This is a genomic window from Marinilactibacillus piezotolerans (assembly GCF_900169305.1).
Lineage (GTDB): Bacteria > Bacillota > Bacilli > Lactobacillales > Carnobacteriaceae_A > Marinilactibacillus > Marinilactibacillus piezotolerans_A.
Genome location: NZ_FWDP01000004.1, coordinates 1,310,188 through 1,330,173, shown reverse-complemented (window position 1 = coordinate 1,330,173; position 19,986 = coordinate 1,310,188). Strand labels below are relative to the sequence as shown.

Genomic DNA, 19,986 nt, shown 5'->3' with positions numbered 1-19,986 from the left:
TCTTTTTATAAAAAATATTCTTTTAAAAATGTGCAAAAAATTATTCTTCTGCCGCAAGTATCAATACTTCCCGCGGATTAATCAGCAGTTTTTGTCCTACATGCACGCCTAGAGATTCCAGTCCGGCTGTATGACGATTAGCAATGATCGTCCAGGCTTCAGGCAATGGATGTGCAGAGTTTAAGACAATACTCTCCGGATGCATGCTGGTATTAACAATAACGGCGAGCTGTTTCCACTTTGGCTGGTCTTCAATCAAGTTAGGTATTGTGTAGGCAATGACGTTTTCTTTCAAAGCGGTGAAATGCGTTTGCTCTGCCGTCTTGGTCGTTGCATCTCTCAAAGGCGGATAAGCTTTGCGGATCTCGATCATCCCTTTATAATAGTCGACCAAATCTTTATTTCCAGCTGCTCTGGTCCAGTGCAGTTTATTGACATCGATAGGAGAATGGTAGCTGTTATCATCTCCGAATTTCGTTCTGCCGAATTCTTCGCCGGCTTGCAGGAATATACCGCCTTGAGCCGTAAATAGAAGAGCTGCATTTAATTTGTTCAACTGAATAACATCTTCGCGGCGGCTGTATTTATTGTCGTGTCGAATGCTGGCCACCAGTTTATCGTACAACGGCAAGTTATCGTGTGCAGAAGCGTAATTGACGACTTGTGAAGGGGTTCTAGCCCAGTCTTTTCCATCCGGAAGTGAAAAATCGCCTACCTCTACTTGAGTATTAGCCAGAAGACTGCCGATAAGGTCCCCATTCATAAAGGCACTGTCTTTGTAACCATTTGCGCCTTGTAAAAAGGCCCCTTTTTGAGCATCGAATACAGGTCCTTTGATAGAATCACGGAATTCATCATTAAAAATCGCGATACCATCAGCTAAAGACTGTACATGGAATTTGTCCGCTGGAATATTAGGCTCATGCAGTTCAACACTTCCGGCATTCCATGGTTCACCATATAAGATCACATCTTCCATACCAGCGTCATTAAAGGCTTGACGGATAGCGTTCATAGTGTCAACGTCATGAAGCCCCATCAAATCAAAGCGGAATCCGTCTATATGATATTCTTGAGCCCAATAAATCAGCGAGTCGATCATATACTTGCGCATCATTTTCCGTTCACTGGCCGTTTCATTTCCACAGCCCGAACCATTTGTCAGGTATCCATCTTCATTTTGACGATAGTAATAATCAGGAACCGTCCGCTGGAAGCAGCCGTCATCTACGGTAAAAGTATGATTATAGACCACATCCAGTACTACTCCGATCTGCTGCTGGTGCAGACTCTGAACCATTTGTTTGAATTCACGGATTCTAGATATTGGATCGCTTGGGTTCAATGCGTATTTTCCTTCGGGAACCATATAATTTTTAGGATCATAGCCCCAGTTATATTGATCGCCCAGCTCATCATTTTCAAAATCAAATGCAGGCAGTAAGTGTACATAGTTGATGCCTAGCTGTTTCAAGTAATTTAAACCAGTCGGCTGTTCTGGATCTTCAGCTAATACGGTCTCGGATTCAGTAAAGGCTAGGTATTTCCCTCTATATTCATCCGTAAATCCTGCCTTGTCGTCACTGGAAAAGTCTTCAATATGGGTCTCCCAGATGATGGCTTCAGTGATAGCCGTTTGTCTGACCGGTGCATCGTAATTCCAACCGACCGGATTCGTTTCTCTTAAATCTACAACCGCTGACCGATTGCCGTTAACGCCAACGGCTTTGCTGTAGATGTCAGGTGTTTCTGTCTCTTTGCCATTATGTGTGAAAGTGTACGTATAAAATAGGCCCGCTAAGTCGCGCTCGACCTCTACTTGCCAGACAGCTTCCTGACGAGTCATCTCAATTTGTTCAATGAGTGTTTCTTCGTTTTCATCGCCAGTTTTATAAAGATTCAGTACAGCTTTTTCAGCCAGTGGCGACCAGACCTTGAAGAGTGATTTCTGTTTAGCATAAGTCAGTCCTAAGTCATAATCCTCATAAATATGCTGTTCTAAGTAATCGATCTTCTGTTGGATTGAATCAAATACCTTGTCCAAGTGAGTTCCTCCATCATTGTCATTATTCATTCAGTAATAATCTGCTGAAAAGTAAACAGCAGTACACACTTCTACTATAGCAATCTTGAATAAGAAAAGCATGTAGAACGAGTTATAGAATCAGTCGCCACTAGATAAATAAAACTAAAAAAGAAAGCTCTTTGTACAAAAAACAGCGGACACCTTAATGGCGCCGCTGTAGAAATCAGGGCTGTTTCACTTCTTTTACAAGGATTTTAAACGCTGCTTTATGACTGATGACGGTTTTTAATCCTTCAGCAGATTCTAATGTCAAGGGCCCCTCGTATGCTTCTATATTCAGCAGTGTATATGCATTACCTAACTGTACTTGTTTCTGCAGCAGATACTCCAGGAACTCCTGCTGATCATCTACTTCTTTGACGATAAATGGTGTGCCGACAGCTACGTCAACCAGTGGTGTATAATCCATTGCTTCAACCGTTCCATCTTTGTCGGGAATCACTCCGCCGTGCGGATCAAATCTCGGTTCGCCCAAAAACAAATCCAGTCGTTCAATCAGTGCATCAGAAGAAACATGCTCCAGCAGGTCTGCATCAGCATGCACCTCATTCCAATCGTAGCCTAACTTCTCGGACAGAAAAACTTCCCATAAACGATGTTTGCGGATCAATTTGTTGGCAATTTGCAGTCCGCTGGATGTCAGTTGGACTCCTTGATATGGGGTATGGTTGAGCAGACCTTCTTTCAGCAGCCGGCCATTCATTTCTGTCACAGAAGCGGCTGACACGGACAAAGCTTGGACAAGATTCTTATTGCTGACAACGGTTTTTTCTCCGCCCAGTTCATAGATCGCTTTTATATAATCTTCTTTGTTTGGGGTCATGGAGGATACTCCTTTATTTATCATTTAAACACCTTTATAGGCAGAATGCTCTCACGTAATACTTCACAGAAATCTTATTTTACAACCTTTCAAGCTATCTGACAAGCAGACATAGGCTGCAAGTTCAGTACTTTAATTATACCGTATAGGCGGTATCAGAAACAAACTTCATTTTAAATGTCTGCTGACCGGAAGGGTTCTTTTGTAAAAAAGATACATAGTACACGGTTGACTTAAAAATATTTTTAGGGTAGTCTAAAAATATAAAATAAGCTCGCTTAAACAATAGTTTAAAAGGAGAAGAAATCAAATGAAAAAAATTATGGGACTGCTTTTACTGACGGGGATTGTTTTCCTTTCTGCTTGCGGTCAGCAAACAGAGTCTGCTGCCGGAGATGACGGGAAGATCAATGTAGTGGCGACGACAACGATGATTAAGGATCTGGTGGAACAAGTCGGAGGAGAGCAAGTAGCGGTTACTGGACTGATGGGACCGGGAGTGGATCCTCATACGTATAAACCTTCCGCAACAGAAGTCAATACAATTGGGGAAGCAGATATGATTGCCTATAACGGATTGCATTTAGAAGCGCAATTCACAGATGTCTTTGAACAATCTGCTCAGAGAGGCATTCCGACAATGGTTATTGGAGACGCAATAGCGGAAGACGATTTAATTCAAGTAGAAGAAGGAGCAGACTCTACAGTAGATCCGCATATCTGGTTCAGTGTAGAAAACTGGAAGCAAGCAACAGACTATGTGGCAGATCATTTAGCAGAACAAGATCCAAAACATGCTGAGGCTTTTGAAGACAATGCAGTTGCCTATAAACAGGAACTGGATGAGCTGCAGACTTATATCACCGAAAGAATAGAAGAAATCCCTGAACAGTCTCGCTATCTTGTGACTGCTCACGATGCTTTTTCTTATTTCGGAGAAGCGTTCGACTTTGAAGTCGTAGGGTTGCAGGGAATCAATACGCAGACGGAAGCTGGAACAGGAGATATCAGCAGTCTTGCCGACTTTATTGTAGAGAAAGCGATCAGATCTGTATTTGTGGAAAGCTCAGTCTCTTCAAGAAACATGGATGCGCTGATGGAAGCAGTGAACAGTCGCGGTCAAGAGCTGCAGAATGCTGGAGAACTATTCTCCGATGCACTGGGAGATGAAGCGCAGAACGCCGAAACGTATATCAAAATGTATCGTTCAAATATCGATACCATTATCGAAGGTTTGAATTAAGGCTGCTGTTGAATAGAATAAAAGTCTATTCAGCAGAGAATAAATTGGAGGGAAAATGAAGTGGCGGAAGAAGAAGTCATTACAATCAGACAATTAACCGTTGCCTATGATGCAAATCCAGTGCTCTGGAATATTACTGCAGCGTTTAAAAAAGGGAAAATCACGGCGATTATTGGACCCAATGGAGCCGGTAAGTCGACGCTGATCAAGTCAATGCTGGAGTTTGTCAAACCGGCTACAGGGCAAGTTAAATATAGTATAGATAAACAAACAAAAGAATATAAAAAAGTCAAAAATAAAATTGCCTATGTGCCGCAGAACAGTTCGGTAGACTGGGATTTTCCAGCTACAGTGCTGGATGTTGTGCTGATGGGCAGATATGGACACCTAGGTTGGCTGAAACGTCCTAAAAAAAGTGACAGAGACATTGCTGAAGAAATGTTGAAGAAAGTAGATATGGAATCTTTTCGCCATCGTCAGATCAGTCAATTATCAGGGGGACAGCGTCAGCGTGTTTTCTTGGCTAGAGCATTAGCACAGCAAGCTGACGTCTATCTATTGGACGAACCTTTAGCAGGAGTGGATATGAAAACAGAACGGATCATCATGAACTTGTTGAAAGAGTTGACCAAAAGGGGAAAGACCGTGATTGTTGTGCATCATGATCTGCAATCTGTAAGAGACTATTTTGACGAAGTTTTATTCATCAATCAGGAAGTCGTGGCTGCCGGATCAGTAAAAGAAGTCTTTACGCAAGAAAATATCACAGCGACTTATCAGCAGGATCATAACCTTGGAGAAGGTGCAAGCAGCTGATGTGGACACAAATTACAGCAGTATTAAATGATTATACCTTTCAGGTGGTTGCGTTGGGTACGGGGATGCTGGGACTGATCAGCGGGGTAGTCGGTACCTATGTAACGCTCAGAAAAGAAAGTCTATTGGGAGATGCACTGAGTCATTCGGCACTTCCGGGAATCGGAATCGGATTTTTATTAATGCAAAGAAAAGAGTTTGTCGTACTGCTGCTGGGCGCGGTCGTTTCTGGGCTGATGGCGACAGGTCTCATTCAGCTGATGAGTAAAAAGAGTCCAGTAAAATTCGATAGTGCACTTTCCGTTGTTTTGTCCAGTTTCTTTGGACTGGGGTTGGTTATCATGACTATTATACAAAGGAATCCAAATGCACAGCAAGCTGGATTAGACAGTTTTATTTTTGGACAGGCAAGCGCTATGCTGACCCGAGATGTTTGGTTGATCGTTGGAGCAAGTATGATCATGCTCCTACTGATCAGTCTGTTCTGGAAAGAGTTCAAGATTTTTACATTTGATGCTGATTACGGAAAAACGTTGGGCTTTTCCAGCAGATGGGTAAACCTATTATTGTCTACGATGATCGTTTTAACCATTATTCTGGGACTAGAAGCGGTGGGGGTCATCCTGATCAGTGCGTTATTGATCGGTCCTTCAGTTGCAGCTAGACAGTGGTCAGATAAATTGAGCGTAGTGATGGGGCTTGCTGGAATCATCGGCGCTGTATCCGGAGCTGCGGGAACTATGATCAGTACTGTTGGTGTACGGATACCAACAGGCCCCACTATTGTCATTGTTTTGAGTATATTTATAGTAGGCAGTCTGCTGTTTTCTCCAAAAAGAGGACTGATTGCCAAAAGAATGAAATTTTATAAAAAACAGAAGGCATTTCGTCAACAAATCCGACGGTTAGAGGAGGAACAAGGAAAATGAGCAGTATTGCTGAAATTACAATCATTGCTGTTATTGTCTCGATTGCTTGCGCACTTCCGGGCGTTTTTCTGGTCCTGCGAGGAACCACTATGGTTTCGGATGCCATTACGCACACCGTTTTGCTGGGAATCGTACTTGCTTTTTTTATAACGAGAGACTTGAATTCACCTTTACTGATGGTAGGCGCAACGTTGATCGGTGTTGCGACCGTCTGGGTCATTGAAGCTTTGCAAAGAACAAAACTGATGTCGAATGATGCAGCGATCGGAGTGGTCTTTCCGCTATTCTTTAGTCTGGCAATTTTGCTGATCACGCGCTATACAGGCGATGTGCATTTAGATACAGATTCTGTGCTGATGGGAGAATTGGTCTTTGCTCCATTTGACCGAATGACATTGTTTGGAATAGATGTGGGTCCAAGAGCTCTCTTTTCAATGCTGATTATACTGTTGATCAATGTAGTATTCATTTCCTTGTTTTACAAAGAGCTGAAAGTAACGACTTTTGATGCAGCGTTTGCAGCAGCGATCGGAATTTCTCCGGTAGTGATTTATTATGGATTGATGACACTGGTATCTCTGACTGCTGTTGGAGCATATGACTCTGTAGGCTCAATATTGGTTGTAGGATTTATGGTAGGTCCCGGTCTGACCGCATATTTATTGACGTATGAGTTAAAGAAAATGTTAGGATCAGCTGTCATATTTGCTGCTTTAAATAGTATAATCGGCGTACAAGCTGCTTTTGCCTTCGACACATCAATCGCGGGAATGATAGCCGTTTTAAATGGATTGATATGTCTGACCGTGTTTATCATTTCGCCCAAAAAAGGTTTAATCAAGAATTGGATGCTCAAACAGAAAAGAAAAGAAGCTTTTGATCAAAAACTCAAAGACACCACCAAACGGTAGTGAAATGGAAGACTGAACGTGATAGGTTAAACGAGAATAATTAAACAGACACCTTCTGTCTAATCTCCGAAACGAGAATAAGCAGAAGGTGTCTTTCTGGTTGATCGAGTAGAGGATTACAGTAAACCTCTAGTTGTCTTACGCTGAACTAAGCGGAAATTCAGAGGATATAAAGGGGAATTTTTGTTGTCTAGTGTATTTAACAGTAATCGACAGGCATTTTTCCCTTGCTCATCGATCGCATAGTCAATTGTCGTGATATTCATCCAGTCGCTGACCTGCAGATTATCGAATCCGACAACGGAAATATCGTCTGGAATGGTGTACCCCAACAACTTTAGACGAGATACGATTGTTGCCGCAATTGTATCAGAATGGGCAATGATGGCGTCCGGTTTGTCTGACTGGTTATGATACCATTCGACGATTTTTTCCGCATGCTCTGGCCTTAAAACGTCTATGAACGGCTCTGCTGGATGTGGAGTAATCTGATGCGCCAAGCAGAAATCCTCATAAGCTTGAATTCTCCGCTTCGTGTTTAGACCGTTAGCTGAACTGTAAACATTTAAAATATTTCTGCATCCTGTCTGCCAGACATGCTCTAAAGTCTGTTTGTATCCTTCATAATGATCAATAAAGACAGAAGGCAACAGGGGAGAGTCGATACTGTGTAAAGTCACGATAGGACCATATTGAGTATAATCTGTCAATGTCTCCCATTCATTAGCACGATAGACCAGAAAAATACCATCCAACTGTTTGGACTTTAACATATCGAAAGCATCCAACTCACGTTTTTTATCACCATTGGTAACAAATAGTGTAGATGTGTATCCTGATTCATAGGCTAATTCAATAAAAGGGTTGATTCGTGCTATCGCAGTATCATTGAATTGCGTACTGACAATCCCTAAGTTCTTTGTACTTCCGCGTCTCAAATACTGCGCGTGGCGATTTGGTGTATACTTCAGTTCCTTTACAGCTTTTTCAACTTTAAGGCGGGTCTCTTCACCTACGTATCCGCTGGAGTTCATGACTCGAGAAACGGTCGCAGAAGAGACACCTGCTAGTTTTGCGATATCTTGAATCGTCGGCATGCTGCTTCCTCCTTATCTCCTTAAGTATAGCAGATTGCAGAACGATGAGTAATAGAGGTAAGTGCATCTACTTTATTTTGCTGCTGCTTCCTTAGAAAGAATCCATCAATTGTCTTTGCGAACCAATCGGTTTACTATCGTCTGGAGTTCGTTTTGTGTATTTTTTGTCAGATCCTAGTACCCAGGCTTTCGTATTATCATACAAGTACAGTTTCAAAATATTGATGACATATCGTTTCCACTTTTCATCCATGATTGGAAAAGCCAACTCAACACGTTTGGTCATGTTTCGGGTCATCATATCAGCAGAAGCCAGATAAAGCTCCTCTTGACCATTACTGTAAAAGTAATATACTCGGCTGTGTTCCAGGAATCTGCCTACAATACTGTGCACACTGATATGCTCGCTGACTTCTGGAATCCCCGGTACAAGGCAGCAGATCCCGCGGATAATCAGGTCAACTTTAACACCGGCTCTGCTGGCTTCATAAAGTTTTATGATCATTTTTTTGTCTGTTAGAGAATTCATCTTGGCAATAATATGGCCGTTTCCGTATTTTTTATGCAAACTGATTTCTTGTTCGATACTTTCAATAAAGTTGTCTCTCATTTCAAAAGGGGAGACATGCAAGTAGTCATAATCTGGCTGTTCAGAATATCCACTCAGATAATTGAAGAAATCAGACACATCTTTTGTAATCTTCTCATTAGTTGTAATCAAGCCCATATCTGTATACAGTTTAGCGGTTTGTTCATTGTAATTGCCTGTACCGAGATGAGCATATTGTTTGAAGCCATTATGGTCTTTTTTGACGATCAAAGTGGCTTTACTATGAGTCTTCAGATTTTTCATTCCATAAATAATATGTGCGCCGGCTTCTTCCAGTTCTTTTGCCCAGTGAACATTGTTCGCTTCATCGAATCGAGCTTTCAATTCAACCAGTACAGTGACTTGTATGTCTTTTTTAGCTGCTTTTTTCAAAGCATCAATAAATGGCGACTCATTGCTGACTCTGTAGAGTGTTTGCTTGATGGCAATCGTGTTCGGATCGTCAACGGCTTTCCTTACAAGATCAATCACCGGTTGAAACGAATCAAACGGATGATGCAGAAAAAAATCCTGTTTATCAGCAGTTTCAAAAATGTCATGGTTTTTCAAAACACTTGGGTACTCAGGTGTAAATCGTTTAAACACTTCATTTGGCAAGTAAGACTGAAGTTTAGATATAATTTTTGAAAAAACTGTCAGATCAAGCGGTCCTTCAATGTGATAAACATCTCGCTCAAGCAGATCCAGTTCTTTCATCAAATAAGCAAGGTCTTCTTTAAACGTAGGGGAAGTTGTCCGACTATCCAGCTCTAAGCGAACGGCCATGCCGGTTCTGCGTTTTTCTAAATAGTCTTCAATCACAGAAAGCAAATCTTCTGCTCCTTCTTCCTGAAGCTCTAAGTCAGCGTTTCTAGTAATACGAAATGTAAATGAGTAATCGACAGTATAGCCGATGAACAGCTCATTCAAAAACTTAAATAATATATCTTCTGTAAACAAGATGACTGTTTCATTTTCTTTTTCCAGCACGTGAAATCGCTGAATCAGCGGAGGCACTGGCAAAATGGCGATAAACGGACTGCCCGACTTCTTCAGCCGCACAAACAGATGAATGACTCCGTCGTTTAAGTGAGGAAACGGACGATAAGCATCTACGCCAAAAGGGGTGATCGCCGGCTTGATATGTTTGGTAAAGATATCTGCGGCTCTTTCCAGCTCTTCTTCATCCAGTTCTTTTGTACGTTTGAAAACAATTTTTTCTTCATCGAGTTCTGCCAGCGTACGATCCAGCAAATCATACTGATAGGCTACAATGTCTCTATTCTTTTTAGAAATCTCAATCAATTGCTTTTCCGGTCCCCATTGCTTCTTGGAATCCGGCTCCAGGAAACCGAGCTTTAATTGATCCTGGAGTCCTGCAACACGAACTTTGAAAAATTCATCTAAATTTGAACTTCCAATAGAAAGAAATCTTAGTTTTTCAAGTAGAGGATTGGTAGGGTCTTCTGCCTCCGCAAGTACGCGTTCGTTAAAGTCTAACCAAGAAAGTTCTCTATTTTGATAGTAGTCTGGATTGTGTAAATCAATTGACTGTTTCTGCATGCGGTTCCCTCCGAATTACTTAGTCGATTAATTTGTTTAGTTTATTTCGCTGTTGAAATGAATGCGAACGGGAGCATCTAAGACTCGTTCCAGATGGTTCTTATGCTTGTTAGTGCGGTAAACTTCAGCCACCGCATCTCCGTTATAGGTAACAGTCAAGTCATAGCCGTCATCTGGATTTTCAGCTTTTGCTAATTGAATGTCTTTTACCATATTTACATGCGAATCGTTCAAGGCTTCAGCAAATTTAATAATACAGCCTAAATGGAGCAGTGTTTCGGATTCTTCCTCGCTGAACCAATCTTCAAAGCTTTTCAAATACTGCTTATATAAGGAGCGGTTTTTATAACTTGCCAGCAATGCAAGACGGACACGATCCTGGTGATTGAACCCATGAAGATTACTATTGGAAATAATATAAAAAGTATGCTGCGATTTTGCATCATCTTCAATGTACTGACCTAAATTATAGAGAGAAGCAGCATAATGTACTAAATTCAAATGGTCTTCATCTACTGAAATCAGATCTTTGTCGCGCAATAGATTCAAGAGTCTATCTGATAGTAAAATACGTTGGTAAGCACCGATTGTGCGGACATTATATCGCTTGGACGTGCGTTCGACTGTCTGACGCTTTATGTCATACAGCTCATAAGGATTATTGTCTTTGCGATTGATATAATCAATGACTAGACCTTCTCGCAATCCGCGGCTGCTGATAGCAAATTCTGTAGAGTCGATAAAGTGGAACAGCTCTACAAATACAATACCTGCTGGAATGATGATATCCTTGCGGTCTTCGCTCAATCCGTCCAGTTTAGAGAGTTCCTTCATAGAAGTATCTGCAAGCAGATCAAAGGTTTCGATCAGTTCAGATTCCTTCATGGTATAGCCATGAATTCCTGCAATTGGGTAATCATGCTGACGTTGATGGACATCAGCGATATTACGGGCAGATCCACCGATCCCGATTAAAGGAACCTCTAGTTTTGGAAGCCAGTCCAATGAAGAAAACTGTTCTTTGACCCATTTGCGCGCTTTTTCGATAGCTTTCTTATCGTTATGATCTTTTCCGTCAAAAAATTGACGTTTCAAGCTCACTACTCCAAATGGAAAGCTGTGAGAATGAACGACTTCTTTATTTTTGAATAGTGTCAGTTCAGTACTGCCGCCACCGATATCGATCGTGACGCCGTCTTTGATATCCATTGTATGGCGGACAGCATAGTTCCCGTAAAAAGCTTCCTCTTCTTCTTTTAGGATGCGCAATTCAATACCGGTTTTCTTTTTAACCGTCTTTAAGATCGCTTCTGCATTTTTTGAACGTCGAATAGCGGCTGTAGCAACAGGGAGCATCGTTTCGATATGATAGCGTTCGCCGATCTCTTTGAAACTTTCCAGTGCAGTTGTTAGAACATTAATGCCTTTTTTTGACATTACTTGGTCTTCATCCAAGTATTGCACGAGTCGTGCGGGGGTTTTAATATTTTGTAATTCGGTGATCGTTAAGTTGGCATCAATTTCAAATACAACGAGACGTATTGTATTGGAGCCGACGTCGATCAAACCAATTCTCTGGTTAAACATTAACAGACACTCCTTCAATCCTGTTTGAATTCTTCACCCTCCTATCATACTTGAAAGAAGAGGGGATTGTCGAAAGAAAAAGAAGAATATTACAAACACATTACACAACGAATGAAAAGTATAAAAACCTATCCTAACGTTACAAAGTTCATGCGAGATGTCGCAATGTGTCCCTGATTTAAAAAGGGTTTGTAATAAATTGTAAGAAATCCGAAATGTACTTCGATAGTATTCTATGTATAATGGCAAAGCAATATACATTTATTTTGTTTATTTAAGATAGAAATTTAACTAGAGAAGGGATTGTTCTTAACCGCCATGAAGAAATGGATAACAGGATTTGCTGTTTTAGTTTTGAGTCTTATACAAGTTTTTGGTGCTCAGGCCGTATCAGCTGATTCACTGGATGACATTCGTCAGCAGCAAGAACAAAAACAAACTGAACTGGATTCCCTCGCGGGAAAAGTTGCTGAAGCGTTAGAGGAAACCAGCGCAATAAGCGAAGAAATCAGTTTGCTGGATTCAAAAGTCGCTGAGTCGGAAGAAACGATTCAGAAAAAAGAAGCTGAGATCGAAACGCAAAAAGAGATCGTCGAAGCAAGAATGGATCAAGCAAGCGAGAGACTGCAAGCACTTCAAGTGAATGATGTAAACAGTAATGTGGTTATGGCTATTTTGGAAGCTGAGAGTTTATCGGACTTATTCAATCGTACACTAGCAGTTATGCAGCTGACAGATGCCGGAAACCAGCACATTGAAGATGCACAGACAGAAGCAGAGAAATTAGCAGATTTGAAAGCAGAACTTCTTGCTGAACAAGAATCTTTGAAAGAAGACTTAGCGAAAGTTTCTGAACAAAAAGAATCATATGATAAAAAACTGGCTTCCTTACAGACCTTGGTTAAAGAAAATGAAGCAGAACTGTCTCAATTACAAGAGCAAGAAGAAAGTGAAATTGCCAAAGTCGAAGCAGCTCGAGAAGCAGCGCGTGCGGAAGCTGTCAAAGCTGCAGCAGAGCGTGCTGAAGAAGAGGTTGTCACAACATCTTCCAGTTCAAATGACTCAACAGTAGAAGCGGCTGAAGTAGAAGAAGCCGTTCAAACAGAAACAAGAACTGAAACAGCACCAGCGGAAAAAACGGCTGCATCTGAACCGGCTTCAGAAAAAAGCAGTTCAAGTGAAAGCGGTCGGACAATCCAAGTTAGTGCAACCGGCTACTCTACACAACAGCCGAATTTAAGTACACATACTAGAACTGGGATCGACTTGAGAGTCAACCCTCGTGTCATCGCCGTTGACCCATCAATAATCCCGCTGAATTCACTGGTAGAAATTCCAGGAAAAGGCGTTTATATTGCTGGAGATACCGGTAGTGCAATCAAAGGAAATAAAATCGACATTCACTTTTCAACGGTAGGGGAAGCTTTATCATGGGGAAGAAGAACGATTACGATACGTGTTTTAAATTAATGACAAGATGAAAAAGAAGCGATCGCTCAGGCGGTCGTTTTTTTATTGAACAAACCGTGACAGTGCAATCTATGAACAATCTGTTAGAGCACCATATACCTGACAAATGTTCCCATTTTTGGTAAAATAATCTCACTGACGCTGATTGTTGACATTTATCCAATGACTCCTTAAAAAAGAAAAGAGGAACGTATATGCCGGAAATTGATATAGAGTTTTACAGAGGAAAAGACGAAGAAGCTTTCCTGACAGCTTGGGAAGAGCAACATGGCACTTTAAGCGATGAAGAAATAGATCAATTGTATACCGACATTGCACAGGCAATTGATCACCAGGTAAAAAGCGGTGAGCATGAGCTGGGAAAAGTATTTGAGTACAAATCCGTTCCAGTTGGAAAGTCCGATTACAATACTTTTCATGGTCTTTATTTATTTGAACAAGCCTAAAAAGAGATCCCTGACAAAGAAAAGGGATGAGGAGGTGTTTCTTTGTCTACAGAGTTGATTGATAATAAACTAAGTTTACTACCTGATCTGCCCGGGTGCTACATTATGAAAAATCAAGAGGGTAAGATTATTTATATCGGGAAAGCAAAAAACTTGAAAAATAGAGTTCGTTCTTATTTCCGCAGCTCTCATGAGGGAAAAACAGAAAAGCTGGTACAAGAAATCGTTGACTTTGAAACGATCATTACCGGTTCTGATAAAGAAGCGCTCTTACTGGAAGTAACGTTGATTCAAAAGCATCAACCGAAATATAACATTCGTTTAAAAAGAGGAACAAGTTATCCTTATTTGAAAATTACCAATGAAAAAGACCCTAAATTGATTATTACATCAGAAGTATTGCAAGACGGAGCGCATTATTTCGGACCTTATCCGGATGTTTTTGCAGCTTCTGAGACACAGCAGCTGATCCAGAAAATTTATCCTTTGAGAAAGTGCAACGGACATCAGAAAAGAGCCTGTTTGTATTACCATATCGGGCAATGTATCGGTCCCTGCGATCACGAGATCCCTCAGGAAGAATATGATAACCAGATTCGGAAAATCCGCTCTTTCTTGAATGGAAATGTGCAGGACATCAAGAGAGACTTGAAAGCCAATATGGATGAAGCGGCGGAAGAGATGAATTACGAACGAGCAGCAGAATTCCGCGATCAAATTGCTTACATCGAAAAGACTGTTGAAAAACAGTCGATTATCTCTAATAACTTTATGCCGCGAGATTTTTTCAATTATTATATGGATAAAGGCTGGATCTCGATCCAAGTCTTTTTTGTTCGTCAGGCAACCTTGATCAAGCGTGAAGCAGCAATGTTCCCGTGCTATGATCCGCCGGAAGAAGAGTTGATGAGTTACATTGTGCAGTATTACGAGGACAGCAATAACTTGATGCCTAAAGAAATTTATGTCCCTGAAACTGTCGATACAGGTGTATTATCAGAAGCAATCGACGTAAAAGTACTGTCGCCTAAGCGAGGACGTAAAAAAGAATTACTGGATCTGACAGGGAAAAACAGTGAACTGGCACTAAAAGAAAAATTCAGACTCATTGAGATGAACCAGCGTAAGACCACGGGAGCTATTCAGGAGTTATCGGAAGCAATGGGCTTACCGTACATTGAGCGTATCGAGTCATTCGACCATTCGAATATTCAAGGAACCAATCCGGTTTCTGCCATGATTGCATTCAAAGACGGCAAGCCGGATAAGACGAATTACAGAAAATACAAGATCAGGACAGTCGTGGGCAGTAATGAGGCTGCAACAACACAGGAAGTCATTCGAAGACGGTACAGTCGTTTGCTGAAAGAAGGTAAACCGATGCCGGATCTTATTTTAATGGATGGCGGGAAAATCCAAGTTAATGCAGCGAAAGATGTGCTTGTTAATGAATTGGCGCTGGACATTCCGGTAGCGGGTATGGTTAAAGATAACAAACACCGTACGGCCAGTCTGATTTTTGGAGATGACTTGGAGATTGTAGTCCTGGATCCACGAAGTCAGGCATTCCACTTAGTACAGCGGATCCAGGAAGAAGTTCACCGTTTTGCCATTACTTTCCACCGGAATGTACGCAGCAAAAATAGCTTTACATCTAAACTGGATGATATAGAAGGCGTAGGACCAAAAACAAGAACAAAAGTATTGAGACACTTTAAGTCTATGAAACGACTGAAAGAAGCAGATATTGAAGACATTACAAAACTGGGTATTGCCCAATCTGTTGCTGTTAGAATCAAAGAAACACTAGCAGATTATCAGTCAAATTCATAAAACAGAAAGCAGAAACAGAAGGCAGGAAAACCGTATGATTCGTCAAGCAGAGGCAAAAGATGTTCAAGAAGTAATGGAGCTGTTTAAAGTGATTCTGACAGATATGGAACTGCCAATCATGAGACAGGTCCCTTGGGCGACACTTAAATCAGCTTTGACAGAGGCTGCCAGTCAAAAGGGCTTCCGTTATGCAATGGACAGTGCGCTTGTTAAGGAAATGGATGGGGAAATCGCAGGTTTCTGTTTTGGATACTTCAACAAAGACATGAAAAACTCTAACCTTATTTTGAAAAGAGTGCTGGATAAGTATCAGTTACCGCATTTTGAAATCTTTTGGGATCATGAAACCCTTCTTGAAGAATGGTACCTGGACTCCGTTGTTGTAAAACCAGCTTTTCGAGGAAAGGGGACCGGGACGGGACTGCTGCAGGCAGCTTATGAAAAAGCTGCGGCAAGTGGAGCACATATAATAGGATTAAACGTAGATCATCGTAATCCTAAAGCGCTCAAACTGTATCAACAGCAAGGCTTTCAGAGCGTTCACCAAATAACATTGTCTGGACATCAATATGATCACATGCAGAAAAAAGTGCGATAAAAAAAGGGCGGCGTTCACTTGAACGACGTCCTTTTGCATGTCTTTAGATCATTAAGCTCAAATGGTTAAAAAGAAAGTGGGTATCTAGTTAAATACTTTTACCTTGATCATCTACTACCCGCAGATTATCGACGATCATTCCAGAGTTGCCTTTTAACTGCAGAGTATTCATGTTCTCTTTGTAATCAATCAGTGTACCTTCATCAAGGTGTTCTTTTTTGTCAGGATCAATGTAAATTGGACCTAACGGTGAATCCAGAGTTTCGCAATCTTCACTGATGTTATCAGAAATTTTAAGTTCAAAAACGCCGCGGATACTGCAAGCGTAAGAACCTTGAAAGTTTTCGTTGTAGTAAAGTTCAATTTGTCCTGACTGATTCTCTAGAATGTTAGTCAGTCTTTTTTGTGCAGATGCTGAAATGTCAATGTTCATTTCTGCATGACCTCCTTGTCAGTGTTTCCTTTATTTTCGCACAATCAGCAGCTGTCTGCAAAAATGATGTTTTTGCTGCTGGTTTGGTGAAGATAAACGGATGCATAAAACTCAAGCTGTATTTTTCTTTTTTGTACTGCTGCCATAAGGTTTCTCGATCGGATGAATAATGATCAATGATCACGGACAGCAAACAACAGATAGGAGCATATTCTTCTCTTTCTATGTTGAGCGAGTAGAAGTCTCCCTGAAAGGAATAATGTTTCTCGACACGCATGATCACTTGAGAATGGTGTTTAACCGTAAACTGACGCTCTATAAAATCTCCTGTTACAATCCAATCTAAGTGACTAACAATATAGTAGGGTTTTTTCAATCCCTGCAGCCCGGGGATTTTTTTTACAGAAGCAATTTTATGCTCGTCTGTATAAAAATCGAATTTCGGAAAGACAGAGAGCAGAGTCTGTTTCGCTTCCACCAGCCGATCACCATCCATGGAATAAAGCGACAAAGCATCTCTAGCTCGGCCCCATTTTCCAACAATAAGATAAGTGTCTTTTCCGGAAGCAGACTTCACGATCATCCGATTCTGCATAGACATGTAAGCATGATTAATAAATAAACGAACCATTATCATTTCACCTCTAAGTTCGCAATGCTTTATTCGGTCAATTTCATTCAAGTACATTATAACACCGATTGGAGAAAAGTCGAAAGGGGGAAATAGATATTCGGACCATCTTAACAACTTTGACACTATTTATACAAAGAATACGGTATTTCTAGTGACTGTATCATTTTAAGGAGAGGAAATAAGTAGATTGGAGCCACTTCACTACAGAAGAATCATTAGAACTAGTTGCAATAACACTATTGGAACTACTTCACTGCAGTGCCGTCATTAGAACTAGTTGCAAAGAGCCGATTGGAACCAGTTAATATGGAAGAGTCGAATAAAGTGGTTTTAATAAGGTTATTGTAACCACTTGGCTGCAGTGCTGTCATCAGAACTAGTCGTAATTCCCCTTATAAACTTTTCACAATAGAACGATTCATTTTCACACGAGTCGCCAATAATTTAAAATGACTAGGAAAGCAAAAACTAAAACTCGGACAGGAACTGAATGATGAAAAGAGCCAGATACAAGACCGTTTTATACGAGGATCTGAAGAAAAGAATAAGTAAAAACTTCATCAAACCAAGGCTTAACATAACCTGTATTTGATGAAGTTTTACTTTTGGATTCATGTTGTCTCTGTTGCTAGGTGTTTATTCCGTTTTGCTGGATAGCACGGCCGTCAGCTGATTAACGGCTTGCACAACAGCATTTAACTTTGCTTCCATGCGATACAGCAGAAACAATGAGATGAAGATAGGGAATCCAACATTCTCAATCATATCAGCTGCTGCAGTGAAAATAGCTGTGCTCAGTTCCATTTCCATCCTCCTTTCAAGTACTTCTCTCAAGTATCCCTCTAAAGATAAGAACGAAAAAGACTGACATTCTGTTACCAAAAAAAGAGCTTCCGCTAAACGGAAGCTCTCTGAGTGATAGGTTTAAATTCCTTTTTGCTGATCCAGTCTGTATCCGCTGTGGAAAACTGAACCGACAAACTGATTATAGTCAAATCCGTTTTTAATTGCAGCTGTTACAAAGTCTTTGGCTTTAAGAACAGCTTCTTTCGGTGTCAATCCTTGAGCAAGCCCAGCAGTAATCGCTGCAGCAAAGGTACAACCAGCACCGTGATTAGTTGCTTTTTCGATTTTATCTGCTTCTAGTTTAGTGAATTCCGAACCGTCATAGAACAAGTCGATTGCTTTATCACCCTCTAAAGCTTTTCCGCCTTTGACCACGACATATTGAGCACCTTTTTCATGAATCTTTTCAGCAGCTGCTTTCATGTCGTCCAATGTTTTCAATACACCAAGTCCTGAAAGTTGTCCTGCTTCAAAAAGGTTGGGTGTAGCGATGGTTGCCAGGGGAATAAGCAGATCTCTCAATGCTTCTGCATTCTCCGGGTTCAAGACTTCTGTTTCTCCTTTGCAGACCATAACCGGGTCAACAACAAAATTTTTCAGTTTTTTTTCTTTGATCGTTTCAGCGATCACTTCGATTACAGAAACATTTGGCAGCATTCCTGTTTTGAATGCGTCAATCTCTGGTCCAGCGGTTGCCGTAACGAGCTGATCTTTTACGACTTGGGCATCGATCGGAGTCACGCCGTGGCTCCAGTTATTGTTCGGATCCATTGTTGCGATAACAGTCAATGCAGCAATTCCGTATGTGCCATATTCTGCGAATGTCTTTAAGTCAGCGCCGATACCGGCACCGCCGCTGGCATCATTACCTGCGATCGTTAAAGTGATTTTTGGGTTAGTCACAATTAATTCCTCCATTAGCGTAATAAAATCTCCTATCTATTCATTCTATTTTATCACATATGGAAAAAAAAGAAACCGGGGGATAAAAAAAGACAAGCGTTCTAAAAACGCTCGTCTTCTTAAAAATCAATCGTTATAGATTTTACCGTTTAATACTCGTGAAATAGCTTCTGCAACACCATTTTGTGAATTGCTGGAAGTGGAGTAGTTAGCTGCTTCTTTTGCTTCTGGGACGGCATTGGCAACGGCTGTTCCGTAGTGCGCCCATTTGAGCATAGATAAGTCGTTAATGTTATCACCTATAGTCATCACTTCTTCTGCCTTGATTCCTAATTTTTTTGCATACTGTGAAACGGCAATGCCTTTTTGGGCCGTTTCATGGTTGATTTCAATATTTTTCTTACTTGAAGCAGTAATTGCAAGTTTTGGAACTTCCGCCATCAATTCTTCTTTCAGTGGCTTCAAAACAGCTGGACCTTTTTCTGAGTGAGCAGAGACTTTCAAGATAATGATTGAATCATCTTCCACAACTGTATTTAAATCTTTAACGAATTTTACATTCATTTCTTCAACATGAGCTGCTGCGCTTTCCATCGCTTCTTCGAAAGTAAGGTCCGGGTTCAAGTCGGCCAGCATGGAAGCGACTGTTTCCAAACGTTTTTGGCGATTACTGGAATAAATTCCATCGCTGGTCATTAATTCTTCGTGAAGGTCAGGGTAGTTGGAGAGGATACTCCGGATTTTTTTTACGACGCCTTTCTCCAGACCGCGATTATATAGATTTTTCCCATTCTTATCAAACATTTGCGCACCATTTAGTGTAATGATGGGGCATTCGATTGCGTGGCCTTTTAATGGATGTGAAGCCAAGGGATAGTCTCTTCCCGTAGCGATAACGAAGTGGATCCCATTTTCCTGCGCTCGTTTGATAGCCTGGGCGTTGGATAAAGAGACATCGATATGGTCGTTCAGAAGTGTTCCATCCATATCTGAAGCGATTAGTTTAATCATAAATTCATTCCTCCAATAGTAGATTCACTTTTAAGTCTACCAGATTAAAGTAAAAAAGAAACCGAAATACGGGGTATACTTAGAAAAGATATAGACAGTTTTGTTACAATCAATACAAGCAAGACAATTTAGCAGATCATACCAAATAAAAATCAATCATAAGGAGTG

At 41.0% G+C, this 19,986-nt stretch carries 18 protein-coding genes; 8 read left to right on the top strand and 10 right to left on the bottom strand.

Translation table 11 applies throughout. From position 1 onward, the window contains the following. Positions 1-40 precede the first annotated feature (40 nt). Positions 41-2,074 (bottom strand): type I pullulanase, encoded by a 2,034-nt coding sequence (gene pulA / locus B6F02_RS10060; RefSeq protein ID WP_080147209.1) that lies wholly within the window; start codon positions 2,072-2,074, stop codon positions 41-43. A 175-nt stretch (positions 2,075-2,249) separates the two neighbouring features. Next, complete coding sequence (locus B6F02_RS10055) at positions 2,250-2,909, bottom strand: metal-dependent transcriptional regulator (RefSeq protein WP_080147208.1); 660 nt, start codon at positions 2,907-2,909, stop codon at positions 2,250-2,252. Between the two features lie 310 nt (positions 2,910-3,219). On the opposite strand from B6F02_RS10055, the gene B6F02_RS10050 reads away from it, so the two are divergent. Genes B6F02_RS10050 through B6F02_RS10035 form a run of 4 tightly spaced genes read left to right on the top strand, consistent with a single transcriptional unit; the run spans position 3,220 to position 6,808 of the window. Further along, entirely contained in the window at positions 3,220-4,152 is a 933-nt protein-coding gene (locus B6F02_RS10050; RefSeq protein ID WP_080147207.1) for a metal ABC transporter solute-binding protein, Zn/Mn family, read from the top strand. Positions 4,153-4,212: 60 nt separating this feature from the next. Next, positions 4,213-4,968, top strand: a complete 756-nt coding sequence (locus B6F02_RS10045) for a metal ABC transporter ATP-binding protein (protein WP_080147206.1) — start codon at positions 4,213-4,215, stop codon at positions 4,966-4,968. Next, entirely contained in the window at positions 4,968-5,897 is a 930-nt protein-coding gene (locus B6F02_RS10040; protein ID WP_080147205.1) for a metal ABC transporter permease, read from the top strand. Before B6F02_RS10045 ends, B6F02_RS10040 begins: the two co-directional genes overlap by 1 nt. After that, positions 5,894-6,808 (top strand): metal ABC transporter permease, encoded by a 915-nt coding sequence (locus B6F02_RS10035; RefSeq protein WP_080147204.1) that lies wholly within the window; start codon positions 5,894-5,896, stop codon positions 6,806-6,808. The genes B6F02_RS10040 and B6F02_RS10035 overlap by 4 nt, the downstream gene beginning before the upstream one ends. 116 nt (positions 6,809-6,924) lie before the next feature. Here B6F02_RS10035 and B6F02_RS10030 read toward each other — a convergent pair whose 3' ends face one another. The 3 genes from B6F02_RS10030 to ppx form a co-directional block, all read right to left on the bottom strand. After that, positions 6,925-7,905: a LacI family DNA-binding transcriptional regulator gene (locus tag B6F02_RS10030; RefSeq protein WP_080147203.1), complete on the bottom strand. Its 981-nt coding sequence runs from the start codon at positions 7,903-7,905 to the stop codon at positions 6,925-6,927. Positions 7,906-7,996: 91 nt separating this feature from the next. Continuing rightward, on the bottom strand, positions 7,997-10,057 hold the full coding sequence (locus B6F02_RS10025; protein ID WP_080147202.1) for an RNA degradosome polyphosphate kinase: 2,061 nt from the start codon (positions 10,055-10,057) through the stop codon (positions 7,997-7,999). 36 nt (positions 10,058-10,093) lie between these two features. Further along, positions 10,094-11,644: an exopolyphosphatase gene (gene ppx / locus B6F02_RS10020; RefSeq protein WP_080147201.1), complete on the bottom strand. Its 1,551-nt coding sequence runs from the start codon at positions 11,642-11,644 to the stop codon at positions 10,094-10,096. 318 nt (positions 11,645-11,962) lie between these two features. Here ppx and B6F02_RS10015 point away from each other — a divergent pair, with 318 nt between their 5' ends. The 4 genes from B6F02_RS10015 (at position 11,963) to B6F02_RS10000 (ending at position 15,991) form a co-directional block, all read left to right on the top strand. Beyond that, positions 11,963-13,114, top strand: a complete 1,152-nt coding sequence (locus B6F02_RS10015) for a 3D domain-containing protein (protein ID WP_080147200.1) — start codon at positions 11,963-11,965, stop codon at positions 13,112-13,114. Between the two features lie 194 nt (positions 13,115-13,308). Further along, positions 13,309-13,560 carry a hypothetical protein gene (locus B6F02_RS10010; RefSeq protein WP_080147199.1) on the top strand — a complete coding sequence of 84 codons (252 nt, stop codon included), beginning with the start codon at positions 13,309-13,311 and terminating at the stop codon, positions 13,558-13,560. 42 nt (positions 13,561-13,602) lie between these two features. Next, on the top strand, positions 13,603-15,393 hold the full coding sequence (gene uvrC, locus B6F02_RS10005; protein ID WP_080147198.1) for an excinuclease ABC subunit UvrC: 1,791 nt from the start codon (positions 13,603-13,605) through the stop codon (positions 15,391-15,393). A gap of 34 nt (positions 15,394-15,427) precedes the next feature. Next, the gene (locus tag B6F02_RS10000) at positions 15,428-15,991 is read left to right on the top strand and encodes a GNAT family N-acetyltransferase (protein ID WP_080147197.1); all 564 of its coding nucleotides are present in this window, start codon (positions 15,428-15,430) and stop codon (positions 15,989-15,991) included. A gap of 88 nt (positions 15,992-16,079) precedes the next feature. On the opposite strand, the gene B6F02_RS09995 is transcribed toward B6F02_RS10000, so the two are convergent. The 5 genes from B6F02_RS09995 to B6F02_RS09975 all read right to left on the bottom strand — a co-directional run bounded on the left by B6F02_RS09995 (position 16,080) and on the right by B6F02_RS09975 (position 19,818). Next, positions 16,080-16,424 (bottom strand): iron-sulfur cluster biosynthesis family protein, encoded by a 345-nt coding sequence (locus tag B6F02_RS09995; protein ID WP_080147196.1) that lies wholly within the window; start codon positions 16,422-16,424, stop codon positions 16,080-16,082. Next, the gene (locus B6F02_RS09990; protein ID WP_080147195.1) at positions 16,414-17,055 is read right to left on the bottom strand and encodes an LURP-one-related/scramblase family protein; all 642 of its coding nucleotides are present in this window, start codon (positions 17,053-17,055) and stop codon (positions 16,414-16,416) included. Before B6F02_RS09990 ends, B6F02_RS09995 begins: the two co-directional genes overlap by 11 nt. A gap of 639 nt (positions 17,056-17,694) precedes the next feature. Further along, the gene (locus B6F02_RS09985) at positions 17,695-17,862 is read right to left on the bottom strand and encodes a YvrJ family protein (RefSeq protein WP_256864683.1); all 168 of its coding nucleotides are present in this window, start codon (positions 17,860-17,862) and stop codon (positions 17,695-17,697) included. Positions 17,863-17,982: 120 nt separating this feature from the next. After that, positions 17,983-18,822, bottom strand: coding sequence for a bifunctional hydroxymethylpyrimidine kinase/phosphomethylpyrimidine kinase (gene thiD, locus B6F02_RS09980; RefSeq protein ID WP_080147193.1), 840 nt, complete (start codon positions 18,820-18,822; stop codon positions 17,983-17,985). Between the two features lie 111 nt (positions 18,823-18,933). Then, a complete protein-coding gene (locus tag B6F02_RS09975) occupies positions 18,934-19,818 on the bottom strand; it encodes a Cof-type HAD-IIB family hydrolase (protein ID WP_080147192.1) in 885 nt (294 codons plus the stop codon). Positions 19,819-19,986: the final 168 nt, after the last annotated feature.